11 protein-coding genes are annotated in these 12,878 nt (G+C 69.0%); 1 reads left to right on the plus strand and 10 read right to left on the minus strand.

Going from position 1 to position 12,878, the window contains the following annotated elements; all coding sequences use genetic code 11:
- Positions 1 to 116: 116 nt before the first annotated feature.
- From mreD to OG736_RS16195, 7 genes are all read right to left on the minus strand, one after another.
- Positions 117 to 788 (minus strand): rod shape-determining protein MreD, encoded by a 672-nt coding sequence (mreD, locus tag OG736_RS16165; protein WP_327183073.1) that lies wholly within the window; start codon positions 786 to 788, stop codon positions 117 to 119.
- 14 nt (positions 789 to 802) lie between these two features.
- Positions 803 to 1,741: a rod shape-determining protein MreC gene (gene mreC, locus OG736_RS16170; protein ID WP_327183074.1), complete on the minus strand. Its 939-nt coding sequence runs from the start codon at positions 1,739 to 1,741 to the stop codon at positions 803 to 805.
- 181 nt (positions 1,742 to 1,922) lie between these two features.
- Positions 1,923 to 2,942 (minus strand): rod shape-determining protein, encoded by a 1,020-nt coding sequence (locus OG736_RS16175; protein WP_020127820.1) that lies wholly within the window; start codon positions 2,940 to 2,942, stop codon positions 1,923 to 1,925.
- 231 nt (positions 2,943 to 3,173) lie between these two features.
- Positions 3,174 to 3,587, minus strand: coding sequence for a nucleoside-diphosphate kinase (ndk, locus tag OG736_RS16180; RefSeq protein WP_267019923.1), 414 nt, complete (start codon positions 3,585 to 3,587; stop codon positions 3,174 to 3,176).
- Positions 3,588 to 3,670: 83 nt separating this feature from the next.
- The gene (locus OG736_RS16185; protein ID WP_327183075.1) at positions 3,671 to 4,036 is read right to left on the minus strand and encodes a DUF4233 domain-containing protein; all 366 of its coding nucleotides are present in this window, start codon (positions 4,034 to 4,036) and stop codon (positions 3,671 to 3,673) included.
- Between the two features lie 9 nt (positions 4,037 to 4,045).
- A complete protein-coding gene (gene folC, locus OG736_RS16190) occupies positions 4,046 to 5,569 on the minus strand; it encodes a bifunctional tetrahydrofolate synthase/dihydrofolate synthase (RefSeq protein WP_142264310.1) in 1,524 nt (507 codons plus the stop codon).
- A gap of 117 nt (positions 5,570 to 5,686) precedes the next feature.
- Positions 5,687 to 8,311: a valine--tRNA ligase gene (locus OG736_RS16195; RefSeq protein ID WP_327183076.1), complete on the minus strand. Its 2,625-nt coding sequence runs from the start codon at positions 8,309 to 8,311 to the stop codon at positions 5,687 to 5,689.
- Between the two features lie 136 nt (positions 8,312 to 8,447).
- Between OG736_RS16195 and OG736_RS16200 the strand changes: the two genes are divergently transcribed.
- Positions 8,448 to 9,434: a hypothetical protein gene (locus tag OG736_RS16200; protein ID WP_327183077.1), complete on the plus strand. Its 987-nt coding sequence runs from the start codon at positions 8,448 to 8,450 to the stop codon at positions 9,432 to 9,434.
- 75 nt (positions 9,435 to 9,509) lie between these two features.
- On the opposite strand, the gene clpX is transcribed toward OG736_RS16200, so the two are convergent.
- The 3 genes from clpX to OG736_RS16215 form a co-directional block, all read right to left on the minus strand.
- Positions 9,510 to 10,799, minus strand: a complete 1,290-nt coding sequence (gene clpX, locus OG736_RS16205) for an ATP-dependent Clp protease ATP-binding subunit ClpX (protein WP_020127826.1) — start codon at positions 10,797 to 10,799, stop codon at positions 9,510 to 9,512.
- A 181-nt stretch (positions 10,800 to 10,980) separates the two neighbouring features.
- Positions 10,981 to 11,661 carry an ATP-dependent Clp protease proteolytic subunit gene (locus OG736_RS16210; RefSeq protein ID WP_020127827.1) on the minus strand — a complete coding sequence of 227 codons (681 nt, stop codon included), beginning with the start codon at positions 11,659 to 11,661 and terminating at the stop codon, positions 10,981 to 10,983.
- 385 nt (positions 11,662 to 12,046) lie between these two features.
- Positions 12,047 to 12,652, minus strand: a complete 606-nt coding sequence (locus OG736_RS16215) for an ATP-dependent Clp protease proteolytic subunit (RefSeq protein ID WP_028806515.1) — start codon at positions 12,650 to 12,652, stop codon at positions 12,047 to 12,049.
- Positions 12,653 to 12,878: the final 226 nt, after the last annotated feature.

Genomic DNA, 12,878 nt, shown 5'->3' on the forward strand with positions numbered 1-12,878 from the left:
CGATCGTGTGCGCGCGGACGAATGATGAACGATCAGCCTGTGAGGCCGCGTTCCGTCAGAACCTCCCCGTTCGGGTGATCCATCCCCTGGCGCGCTCCGCGCGCCGGCGCCCGCGCTCACAGCCGCTTGACCCCCTTGATCCGGCCGGCGCGCGCCCCGCGTGAGCGGGCCGCCTTCAGCTTCAGTCCGTTGCGCTGCCCGCCGATCCTGAGACCCGTCCCGGAGGAGAGCCAGCCGGACGAGATGTTGGGGCTCTTGGCGGCGGAGTTGGTGTCCGCGAGGGGATCGTTGTCGGCGCGCCGCGCCAGGAACATGACCACGGGGACGACGAACGGGGCCAGCAGCAGGTCGTACAGGCCGGCCGTGAACAGCAGCCCGGTGAGGCCGACATGGCGGGCGGCCGTGTCACCGACGAGGGCGCCCACCCCGGCGTACAGCAGGGTGGAGCCGATCGCGGCGCCGACGACCACGACCATCGGGCCGGTGGCCGACTTGATCTGCCCGCTCTCGGGCTTGATGAGCCCGGCGAGGTAGCCGATCACGCACAGCACGAGGGCGTACCGCCCGGCCGCGTGGTCGGCGGGCGGCGCGAGGTCGGCGAGCAGACCGGCGCCGAAGCCGATGAGGGCGCCGCCGACATGGCCGTAGACCATGGCCAGGCCCAGCACGGTGAGCAGGAGGAGGTCGGGGACGGCGCCGGGGAGGTGGAGGCGGGCGAGGACGCTCACCTGGACCACCAGGGCGACGACGACCAGCGGGACGGAGAGCAGGATCCGGTTGACGCGCATGGGGTTGTCAGCTCCTACTGCTGCTGGCCGTCTACGGGTGCGTTCGCGTTCGGAGTGACCGTGACGGTCACCGTCGGCGTGGGGACCGGTTTGGGCTTCGAGGGGAGCACAGTGTCGCGCGGATCCTTCTTCGGGGCCTCGACGACCACACCCACGATGTCGAGCTTGGTGAAGCTGACGTACGGCGTGACGTAGAGGGTGCGGGTGAGGTCGCCGCCGGAGGGGTCGACACGGGAGACGACGCCGACGGGGACGCCGGGCACGAAGGGCTTGTCGGCCTGCGAGCCGAAGGTGACCAGCCGGTCGCCCTTCTTCACCTCGGCCTTGCCGTTGAGGAGTTCGACGCGCAGCGGCCGGTCGCCCTGTCCGGAGGCGAAGCCGAGCTCGTCGGACGCCTCCATCCGGGTGCCGACGGTGAAGTCGGGGTCGCTGGCCAGGAGGACGGTCGCGGTGTCGGGCCCCACGGTGGTGACCCGCCCGACCAGGCCGTCCCCGTTGAGGACCGTCATGTCGCGCGTGACGCCGTCGTTCGCGCCGACGTCGATGGTGATGGTCCAGGAGAAGCCCTGGGCCGCTCCTATGGCGATGACCTCGGCGCCCTTGATGCCGTACTGGCCGGTGCCGGCGATCTTCAGCATCTTGTCGAGCTGCGCCAGCCGGCTGCGGTTGCGGTCGTCGCTGCCGAGCTTCGCCTTGAGAGCCGCGTTCTCCTTCTCCAGGTCGGTGAGCCGGTCATGGCGTTCACCGGAGTCCCGGACGGCGGAGACGGCGTTGCCGACGGGATCCACCGCCGACGACACGCCGTTCTCGATCGGACCGAAGGCCGCGGCCGCGGCCTGCCGGGCACCGTCGACCGGGGAATCCTCCCCACCCCGGATGTCCACCGTGATCAGCGCGAACGCTACGGCGATCAGCAGCACCAGGAGCAGCCGGCTCTCTCGTGTGTCCCTCACGTGCGGCGGCCGTGCCCTTCCTCGAGAAAAAACCAAGAACAGGAATCAGGAAGCAGGATCTGGAATTGGGGTAGCCCCGGGCCAAGATGACCAAGGGCGCTTTGTGGGAGCTTATGCCTCAATATCAACGATCCGCCGCACGAGAGGAGATCATCCCGTACGGCGGAATCGAAGCGTTACGTCATCTGCGGGGCGCGGCGTCCAGAACCTGCTGGAGCGCCTCGAACTCCTCGACGCACTTCCCGGAGCCGAGCGCCACGCTGTCCAGCGGGTCCTCGGCGATGTGGATGGGCATGCCGGTCTCCCGGCGCAGCCGCTCGTCCAGACCGCGCAGCAGGGCTCCGCCGCCGGTCAGAACGATTCCTCGGTCCATGATGTCGCCGGACAGCTCCGGCGGGCACTTGTCGAGGGTGGTCTTCACGGCGTCGACGATCGCGTTGACCGGTTCCTCGATCGCCTTGCGCACCTCGGCGGCCGAGATGACCACGGTCTTGGGCAGCCCGGACACGAGGTCCCGGCCTCGGATTTCGGTGTGCTGGTCGTCGTCGAGGTCGTAGGCCGAACCGATCGTGATCTTGATCTGTTCGGCCGTCCGCTCACCGAGGAGGAGGCTGTACTCCTTCTTGATGTGCTGGATGATCGCGTTGTCCAGTTCATCGCCCGCGACGCGGATGGACTGGGCGGTGACGATGCCGCCGAGCGAGATGACCGCGACCTCCGTGGTACCGCCGCCGATGTCCACCACCATGTTGCCCGTGGCCTCGTGGACCGGCAGGCCGGAGCCGATGGCAGCGGCCATGGGCTCCTCGATGATGTGCACCTGACGGGCGCCGGCCTGGGTCGACGCCTCGATGACGGCGCGGCGCTCGACGCCCGTGATGCCCGAGGGCACACAGACGACGACCCGCGGACGAGCCAGATACCGCCGCTTGTGGATCTTCAGGATGAAGTAGCGGAGCATCCGCTCGGTGATCTCGAAGTCGGCGATCACGCCGTCCTTCAGCGGACGCACGGCAACGATGTTGCCGGGCGTGCGCCCGATCATCTTCTTCGCTTCGGCGCCGACCGCGAGGATGCCACCGGTGTTGGTGTTGATCGCGACGACGGACGGCTCGTTGAGTACGATCCCGCGACCCCTGACGTACACCAGCGTGTTGGCGGTCCCGAGGTCGACAGCCATGTCACGGCCGATGAACGACATTGAGTTCCCCATCAGGATTCGACTGGCCTTCCATGAGCTTTGAGGGCTTATCAGGTCGGCGAGGTGGGTGCTGTGACGTGAAGGCTTCCATCGTAAACGCGCCTGCACGAACACTGCGGAGCGGTCTCCGCCATTGTTTGCAGATGCTGTGAGGGTTCGCTTCTGGAGACGGGCGTTCGGGGACTCACGTTCCCTCGATCGCCCGCTCCAGCCGCTCCGGCCGCCGTCGGGTCAGGCTCGGCCGGGGAAGAAGATCTTCACCTCGCGCTCGGCGGACTCCTCGGAGTCGGAGGCGTGGATCAGGTTCTCGCGGACGATCACACCGTAGTCGCCGCGGATGGAGCCGGGGGCCGCGGCGATCGGGTCGGTCGGACCCGCGAGGGCGCGCACGCCTTCGATGACCCGGTCGCCCTCGACGATCAGAGCGACGACCGGACCGGAGGCCATGAACTCCACCAGCGGCTCGTAGAAGGGCTTGCCCTTGTGCTCGCCGTAGTGCTGCTCCAGCGTCTCCTGGTCCAGGGTCCGCAGCTCCAGCGCAGTGATCTGCCAGCCGGCCTTGCGCTCGATACGGCTGATGATCTCGCCGGTCAGGCCACGACGGACGGCGTCGGGCTTGAGCAGGACGAGGGTGCGCTGGCTCACGAGGTGACTCCTTCTACTGCCGGTGTGTTTCTCATGCCGGTGTGTGCGGTGGGATGAGGTTACAGGGCGTGTCCTGCCACCTGTTACGCAGCGTCAGCGGTATCCGCAGAGGCTGCCGCGGCCTGTGCGGCGAAGCGCGCCTTCGCCTCGTCGACCTTCCGCCCGAAGTGCACGGACGCCCACCACAGGGCCCCGAAGAGCACCCCCAGGAAGAACATGATCGGGACGAAGAAGCCGGACGCGACGAGGGCGATCTGGAGCGCCCAGCCGAGGGCGACGCCCCCGGGCCGGGTGACCATGCCGCACAGCAGCACACTGAAGAACATGGCGATGCCGCACACCGTCCACACCGTGGCGGTGGACAGGTCGGCGTCCTTCATGGCGACCAGACCGGCGAAGCCGATGACGAAGAACTCGCCGATCAGGGTCGAGGAGCAGAGCGTACGCATGGTGGGACCTCAGCCCTTTCCTAGGAGCAGCCGGGCCTCGCCGACCGTGATGACGGAACCGGTGACCAGCACCGCGCCGCCCGCGAACTCGCCCTCCTCCTCGGCGAGCGTGACCGCCGCCTCCAGAGCGTCGGGCAGCCTCGGCTCGACCTGGACGCGGTCGTCGCCGAACACCTCGACGGCGATCGCGGCCAGTTCGTCGGCGTCCATCGCGCGATGGCTGGAGTTCTGGGTGACGACGACCTCCGCGAAGATCGGCTCGAAGGCCTCCAGGAGCCCCCGCACGTTCTTGTCGCCGCTGGCCCCGACCACACCGATCAGCCGGCTGAAGTCGAAGGCCTCGCCGACGGCCTCGGCGGTGGCCCGCGCGCCGGCCGGGTTGTGGGCGGCGTCGAGGACCACGGTCGGGGAGCGCCGTACGACTTCGAGGCGGCCCGGCGAGGAGACGGCCGCGAAGGCCTTGCGGACCGTGTCGATGTCGAGCGGCTCGGGACGCTGGGAGCCGACGCCGAAGAACGCCTCGACGGCGGCGAGCGCGACGGCCGCGTTGTGCGCCTGGTAGGGGCCGTGCAGGGGCAGGTACACCTCGGGGTACTCGCCGCCCAGGCCGCGCAGCGTCACCATTTGTCCGCCGACGGCGACCTGGCGGGCGACGACCCCGAACTCCAGCCCTTCCCGGGCCACGGTCGCGTCGACCTCGACGGCCTTCTTCAGCAGCACCTGGGCCGCGTCGACGGGCTGCTGGGCCAGGATGACGGTGGCGTCCTGCTTGATGATCCCGCCCTTCTCGGCGGCGATCTCGGCGGTCGTCTCCCCGAGCCGGTCGGTGTGGTCCAGGTCGATGGGCGTCACGACGGCGACATCACCGTCGATCACGTTGGTCGCGTCCCACGAGCCGCCCATCCCCACCTCCACGACGGCGACGTCGACCGGCGCGTCCGAGAAGGCGGCGTACGCCATGCCGGTGAGCACCTCGAAGAAGGACAGCCGGTACTCCTGCATGCCGTCGACCATCTCGACGTACGCCTTGATGTCGTCGTACGTCTCGATGAACCGCTCGGCGGAGATCGGCGCGCCGTCCAGGCTGATCCGCTCGGTGATCGACTGGACGTGCGGGGAGGTGTACCGGCCCGTGCGCAGGTCGAAGGCGCCCAGCAGGGCCTCGACCATGCGGGCGGTGGAGGTCTTGCCGTTGGTCCCGGTGATGTGGATCGAGGGGTACGACCGCTGCGGGTCCCCCAGCACGTCCATCAGCGCGGCGATGCGGTCGACCGAGGGCTCCAGCTTGGTCTCGCCCCAGCGGGTGGCCAGCTCCGCCTCGACCTCGCGCAGGGCCTTGTCGACCTCGGGGTCCTCGGGACGCGTGGGCACATCGGCCTGCGGCGCGCCGCCCTGGGTGCGGAGGGTGCGGCTGCCGGCTTCGATGACCGCGAGATCGGGGTCGCGGTCGGTCTCCTCCGCGATGATCTCGTCGAAGGGATCGAGGGGGTCGGGCAGGTCGTCTTGGTTGCCGTTCGGGGGGAGCTCGCTCACGGGGCCAGTCTACGGACGGCCGGTGACAGACGTGGGCGAAGGCCCCCGGAACCGAAACGGTCCCGGGGGCCTTCGTCGTCAGGCGTCGTCTGGCGTCGTCAGAGCGCCCCACGGTGCCTAGGCCTGCGGCAGGCGCTCCAGCTGGGTCTGGATGCGGGCGATGTCCTCGTCCGCCTTGGCGAGGCGGCCACGGATCTTCTCGACCACGTTGTCCGGGGCCTTCGCCAGGAACGCCTCGTTGCCGAGCTTGGCGTTGGCCTGGGCCTTCTCCTTCTCGGCGGCCGCCAGATCCTTGGCCAGGCGCTTGCGCTCCGCGACCACGTCGATCGTGCCGGACAGGTCCAGCGCGACCGTGGCGCCCGCGACCGGCAGAGTCGCCGTCGCCGAGAAGGCGTCGCCCTCCGGCTGGAGGCGGAGGAGCTGGCGGATGGCGGTCTCGTGCGGGGCGAGCGCGGTGCCGTCGAGGGTCAGGCGGGCCGGAACCCGCTGGCCGGGCTGGAGGCCCTGGTCGGCACGGAAGCGGCGGACCTCGGTGATCACCGACTGAAGGCTCTCGATCTCCTTCTCGGCGGCCGCGTCCCGGAAGCCGCTGTCCTCGGGCCACTCGGCGATGACGACGGACTCGCCACCGGTGAGGGTGGTCCACAGCGTCTCGGTGACGAACGGGACCACCGGGTGCAGCAGCTTGAGGGTGACGTCCAGGACCTCGCCCAGGACGCGGCCGGAGACCTTCGCGGGCTCACCGCCGGCCATGAACGTCGTCTTGGACAGCTCGACGTACCAGTCGAAGACCTCGTCCCAGGCGAAGTGGAACAGCGCGTCGGAGAGCTTCGCGAACTGGTAGTCCTCGTAGAGCGCGTCCACTTCGGCGACGACCGAGTTGAGACGGGAGAGGATCCAGCGGTCGGTCGCCGACATCTGCGACGCGTCCGGCAGCGGGCCGTCGACCGTGGCGCCGTTCATCAGCGCGAAGCGCGTCGCGTTCCAGATCTTGTTGGCGAAGTTGCGCGATCCCTGGACCCAGTCCTCGCCGATCGGGACGTCGACCCCGGGGTTGGCGCCACGGGCCAGGGTGAACCGGAGCGCGTCGGAGCCGTACTTGTCCATCCAGTCCAGCGGGTTGACCGCGTTCCCGAAGGACTTCGACATCTTCTTGCCGAACTGGTCGCGGACCATGCCGTGCAGGGCGATGGTGTGGAACGGCGGGGTGCCGTCCATCGCGTACAGGCCGAACATCATCATCCGGGCGACCCAGAAGAAGAGGATGTCGTAGCCGGTGACCAGGACGGAGTTCGGGTAGAACTTCGCGAGCGACTCGGTCTGTTCGGGCCAGCCGAGCGTGGAGAACGGCCACAGGCCGGAGGAGAACCAGGTGTCGAGGACGTCGGTGTCCTGACGCCAGCCCTCGCCGGTCGGCGCCTCGTCGTCGGGTCCGACGCAGACGACCTCGCCGTTCGGCCCGTACCAGACCGGGATGCGGTGACCCCACCACAGCTGCCGCGAGATGCACCAGTCGTGGAGGTTGTCGACCCAGTCGAAGTAGCGCTTCTCCATCTCCTGGGGGTGGATCTTGACGCGGCCGTCACGGACGGCGTCACCGGCGGCCTTCGCCAGCGGGCCGACCTTGACCCACCACTGCATGGACAGGCGCGGCTCGATGGTGGTCTTGCAGCGCGAGCAGTGGCCGACGGAGTGGGCGTACGGCCGCTTCTCGGCGACGATCCGGCCCTCGGCGCGCAGGGCGGCGACGATGGCGGAGCGGGCCTCGAGCCGGTCCAGACCCTGGAAGGGGCCGTGGGCCGTGATGACGGCGTGCTCGTCCATGATGGTCAGGGACGGCAGGTCGTGGCGCTGGCCGATCTCGAAGTCGTTCGGGTCGTGGGCCGGGGTCACCTTGACCGCGCCGGTGCCGAACGCCGGGTCGACGTGCGTGTCGGCGACGACCGGGATGGACCGGTCGGTCAGCGGCAGGCGGATCTCCTTGCCGACCAGGTGCCGGTAGCGCTCGTCGTCGGGGTGGACCGCGACGGCCGTGTCGCCGAGCATCGTCTCGGCGCGGGTCGTGGCGACGACGATGGTGTCGTCCCCCTCGCCGTACTTCATGGAGACGAGCTCGCCGTCGTCGTCCTGGTACTCGACCTCGATGTCGGAGATCGCGGTGAGACAGCGCGGACACCAGTTGATGATGCGCTCGGCGCGGTAGATGAGCTCGTCGTCGTAGAGCCGCTTGAAGATGGTCTGGACGGCCTGGGAGAGGCCCTCGTCCATGGTGAAGCGCTCGCGCGACCACGCGACGCCGTCTCCCAGGCGGCGCATCTGGCCGCTGATCTGGCCGCCGGACTCGCCCTTCCACTGCCAGACGCGCTCGACGAACGCCTCCCGGCCGAGGTCATGGCGGGACTTGCCCTCCTTGCCCAGCTCGCGCTCGACGACGTTCTGCGTGGCGATGCCGGCGTGGTCCATGCCGGGCTGCCACAGCGTCTCGAAGCCCTGCATGCGCTTGCGGCGGGTGAGGGCGTCGATGAGCGTGTGCTCGAAGGCGTGCCCGAGGTGCAGGCTGCCCGTGACGTTCGGCGGGGGGATGACGACGGTGTACGGAGGCTTCTCGCTCTTCGCGTCGGCCTCGAAGTACCCCCGCTCCACCCAGCGCTCGTACAGCGGCCCCTCTACATCGGCCGGCGCGTACTGGGTCGGCAGTTCGGTGTGGGGCGCTGATGGCTGCTGCTGAGCGTTCTCGGTCACGCGCCCAGTTTAGGGGTGTCACGGCGCCGTCCCGAAACGTGTTTGCTCTGTAACGGTAGGGGCCCCGCTGCCGTGCGGGTGTTGGCTTTGAGCCAGGATGTGAAAATCACATAAGCATCTGGAGGGGAACCCAGAAATGAGTCACAACCAGCCGGGCCCGTACGGCGGGCCGCCCCAGCAGCCCGGACCGTACGGCCAGCAAGGCCCGTACGGCCAGCCGCCGCAGGCGCCTCAGCCCGGCTACGGCTACCCCCAGCAGCCCCCCGCCCCGCAGCCCGGCTACGGCTACCCGCAGCAGCCCCCGCAGGGCGTCCCCCCGCAGACCCCGCCCTACGGCCAGCAGCCGCCGCCCTATGGCCAGCCCCCCTACGGCCAGCAGCCGCAGTACGGCTTCCCGCAGCCCCCGGCCCCGAGCGGCGGCGGCAAGAAGGCCGGCATCATCATCGGCGCGATCGCGGTCGTCGCCGCGATCGGCGTGGGCGCGTACTTCGTGATCGGCGGAGGCGGCGGTGGCCTCGAGGACGACGGCGCACACACGCTGAACACCCCGGCGACCGTGATCACCGAGTACAAGCAGGTCGGCAAGGGCGGCGAGAGCAGCGACTCGGACACCACCAAGTATCTGACGGCCAGCGGCGTCAAGGGCGGCAAGGCCGTCGTCGGGCAGTGGTCGACGGCGGACTTCGGTGACTACGACCCGCAGAACCCCGACTCCTCCGACCTGCCCAGCGAGGCGGAGCTGCTCACCGCCAAGGGCATCACGCTGGTGGGCGGATACGGCGAGATCGCGGACCCCGAGGCGGCCCTGGACAAGTACTTCGTCGCCATCCAGAAGGAACTCGAGGACAGCAACTCCTCCAGCTCGTCGAGCAGTACCGAGGGCAAGACCGAGCTGATCGGCCAGCCCGAGGAGGCCGACATCGACGGCGCGCTCATGAAGTGCCAGTCGGCGAAGAGCACCAACTCGCTGACCAAGAAGGAGTCGACCGACTGGTTCTGCGTCTGGTCCGACTACAGCACGATCGCCATGGTGTCCCCGGGCGACAACACGAAGAGCATCACCAAGGACGCGGCGATCGACATCACCACGAAGCTGCGTGACGAGGTCCGCGTCAAGGCCTGACGCCCTGGACCGCTGACGCGACGACGAAGGGGCCCCGGTCGGTCGACCGGGGCCCCTTCGTCGTACGGGTGCGGATCAGGCGGTCTTCTGCTCGCCCGGGCCGCGACCGCCGCGCGCGTCGCGCGGGATCAGGGTCGGGTTGACGTTGGAGAGGACCACGTCCGCCGTGATGACCACGCGGGCCACGTCCTTGCGGGACGGGACCTCGTACATGACCGCCTGGAGGACTTCCTCCATGATCGCGCGCAGGCCGCGGGCGCCGGTCTGGCGGAGGATGGCCTGGTCGGCGATGGCCTCCAGGGCCTCCCGCTCGAAGTCCAGCTCCACACCGTCGAGTTCGAAGAGCCGCTGGTACTGCTTCACCAGCGCGTTGCGCGGCTCGATCAGGATCTGCAGGAGCGCCTCGCGGTCCAGGTTGTGGACCGAGGTGATGACCGGGAGACGGCCGATGAACTCCGGGATCATGCCGAACTTGACCAGGTCCTCCGGCATGACGGCCTCGAACTGGTCCTTGGACTCCAGCTCGCGCTTGGAGCGGATCGTCGCGCCGAACCCGATGCCCTTGGCGCCGGCCCGGGTCTCGATGATCTTCTCCAGGCCCGAGAAGGCACCGCCCACGATGAACAGCACGTTCGTCGTGTCGATCTGGATGAACTCCTGGTGCGGGTGCTTGCGGCCGCCCTGCGGCGGGACCGAGGCGGTGGTGCCCTCCAGGATCTTCAGCAGGGCCTGCTGCACGCCCTCGCCCGACACGTCACGGGTGATGGAGGGGTTCTCGCTCTTCCGCGCGACCTTGTCGATCTCATCGATGTAGATGATCCCGGTCTCGGCCTTCTTGACGTCGTAGTCCGCGGCCTGGATCAGCTTCAGCAGGATGTTCTCGACGTCCTCGCCGACGTAGCCCGCCTCGGTCAGCGCCGTGGCGTCGGCGATCGCGAACGGGACGTTCAGCATGCGCGCCAGGGTCTGGGCCAGGAGGGTCTTGCCCGAGCCGGTGGGGCCGAGCAGGAGGATGTTGGACTTCGCCAACTCGATGGCGTCCTCGCGGCTTTGGCCGCCGCCGTTCTCACCGGCCTGGACGCGCTTGTAGTGGTTGTACACCGCTACCGACAGGGCCTTCTTGGCGGGCTCCTGGCCCACCACGTAGCCCTCGAGGAACTCGTAGATCTCGCGCGGCTTCGGGAGTTCCTCCCAGCGGACCTCGCTCGTCTCCGCGAGTTCTTCCTCGATGATCTCGTTGCAGAGATCGATGCACTCGTCGCAGATGTACACACCGGGCCCTGCGATGAGCTTCTTGACCTGCTTCTGGCTCTTGCCGCAGAACGAGCACTTGAGCAGATCGCCGCCGTCACCGATGCGTGCCACGGTGTGCTTCCCCTTCGCCTGGGAGACGACTGGACGCTTACGAATCCAGCGGCTCCTGGTGCTGCCTTATTCCGACGGTACCTTGCCTGGCCCCCCGTTCGGGCCCCCCTTGGCACGGTTCACTGTGACGTGGACCGTGTCACACCGCCCCGAGGGGGCTCGAACGGGACGACCCCGTGCGTCAAACGAGCGAGTTGTTGTTCAGCTTGCGGGTGGAGATGATCTGGTCGATCAGGCCGTACGCCAGCGCGTCCTCGGCCGTGAGGATCTTGTCGCGCTCGATGTCCTCGCGGATCTTCTCGATCGGCGTGGTCGAGTGCTTGGCCAGCATGTCCTCCAGCTGCGCGCGCATCCGGAGGATCTCGTTGGCGGCGATCTCCAGGTCGGAGACCTGACCGCGGCCCGTCTCGCTGTACGGCTGGTGGATCAGCACGCGCGCGTTCGGCAGCGCCATGCGCTTGCCCGGCGTACCGGCGGCCAGCAGGATCGCGGCGGCGGAGGCCGCCTGACCCATGCAGACCGTCTGGATGTCGGGCTTCACGAACTGCATCGTGTCGTAGATCGCGGTCAGCGCCGTGAAGGAGCCGCCCGGACTGTTGATGTAGACCGAGATGTCCCGGTCCGGGTCCATCGACTCCAGGCACAGCAGCTGCGCCATGACGTCGTTGGCGGAGGCGTCGTCGATCTGCACGCCGAGGAAGATCACGCGCTCCTCGAAGAGCTTCGCGTACGGGTCGTACTCGCGGACGCCCTGCGAGGTGCGCTCGACGAAGCGCGGGATGACGTAGCGGGATTCGGCGCGAGGGCCGGTGTATTCGGCCTCGGTGCGGGCGTAGATGCCGCTGCCGGGGAAGTCGTTCACGGTGTCTCCTGGAAAGAGGACTGGGGCGGTGGGCTGGAGGGGCTGGATGGGGCACTGACGGCTTCCGAGGCCTTCGGCGACCCGGGAGGCCTCGCGGGACCCTGAGGGACTCCGAGGGCCACCCAGGGGCTTCCTCGGGACTCCTGGAGCTGCGGAGGCCGCCTAGGAGGCTTCCCGGAAGTCCAGGAGTCCCGAAGGACCTCCGAGGGGCTCCGGACCTCCGGGGCCCCTGGTCGGCCCCGGGGGCTCTCGGAACTCCGGGGGCCTTCGAGGGCTTTCGGAACTCCGCAGGGATCCGGGGGGCTCCCGGAGACTCCGGAAGGGGCTCAGGGAGTCAGGGGGCTCCGCGGAGCGCCCTGCGTGTCCCTGCTGCCGTCAGTGGCCCTCAGGCCGCCCCGGTGCCGCCGCCGCCCGGCATGCCGGCGGCCGTCGGGATGACGTCGTCGATGAGGCCGTACTCCTTGGCCTCGAACGCGTCGAACCAGCGGTCGCGGTCCGAGTCGCGGGTGACCTGCTCGACCGTCTGGCCGGTGTGCTGGGAGGTCAGCTCGGCCATGCGCTTCTTGGTGTGCAGCAGCCGCTCGGCGTGGATCTTGATGTCCGAGGCCGAGCCCGCCAGGCCCGCGGAGGGCTGGTGGATCAGGATCTCGGCGTTCGGCAGCGCGAAGCGCTTGCCGGGCGTGCCCGCGCTGAGCAGGAACTGACCCATGGACGCCGCGAGACCCATGGCGATGGTCACCACGTCGTTCTTGATGAACTGCATCGTGTCGTAGATCGCCATGCCGGCCGTGATCGAACCGCCGGGGCTGTTGATGTACAGGTAGATGTCCTTGTCCGGATCGGCGGCAAGGAGCAGCAGCTGTGCGGTGATCTTGTTGGCGATGTCGTCGTCGACCGCCTGGCCGAGGAAGATGATCCGCTCGCCGAGCAGCCGGTTGTAGACCTGGTCGCCGAGGCCACCACCGATGGGGTCGCCGGCGGCTGTGGGCATCAGATTCGTCACGTATCCACCTGCTCGTCTTACGACGGCGCCGGGCCGTCTCACGTGTACTGCCGGGGGCAACGGAGAGTCCCCTGCCCTCGTACTCATGGACCCTAACGCGCGGGTCCCTTCGGGGAATCCCGGAGAGGAGGGTGTTCGCCGGGGGCGTAGACGTGGGGGTCTCGTCCGTGGGCGGCCACGGGCCGTCCGCGGACGGTCGCACCCCGCAGCGGGA

Origin of the sequence: Streptomyces sp. NBC_01334 (assembly GCF_035983595.1) — a bacterium.
Lineage (GTDB): Bacteria > Actinomycetota > Actinomycetes > Streptomycetales > Streptomycetaceae > Streptomyces > Streptomyces coriariae.

Excerpts from the sequence above, each read along its gene's own strand:
- mreD (WP_327183073.1), bottom strand. The coding sequence starts at position 788 with ATGCGCGTCAACCGGATCCTGCTCTCCGTCCCGCTGGTCGTCGTCGCC.
- OG736_RS16175 (WP_020127820.1), bottom strand. The coding sequence starts at position 2,942 with ATGTCGTTCATCGGCCGTGACATGGCTGTCGACCTCGGGACCGCCAAC.
- OG736_RS16185 (WP_327183075.1), bottom strand. The coding sequence starts at position 4,036 with ATGCGTACGCTCTGCTCCTCGACCCTGATCGGCGAGTTCTTCGTCATC.
- OG736_RS16200 (WP_327183077.1), top strand. The coding sequence starts at position 8,448 with ATGAGTCACAACCAGCCGGGCCCGTACGGCGGGCCGCCCCAGCAGCCC.
- OG736_RS16215 (WP_028806515.1), bottom strand. The coding sequence starts at position 12,652 with ATGCCCACAGCCGCCGGCGACCCCATCGGTGGTGGCCTCGGCGACCAG.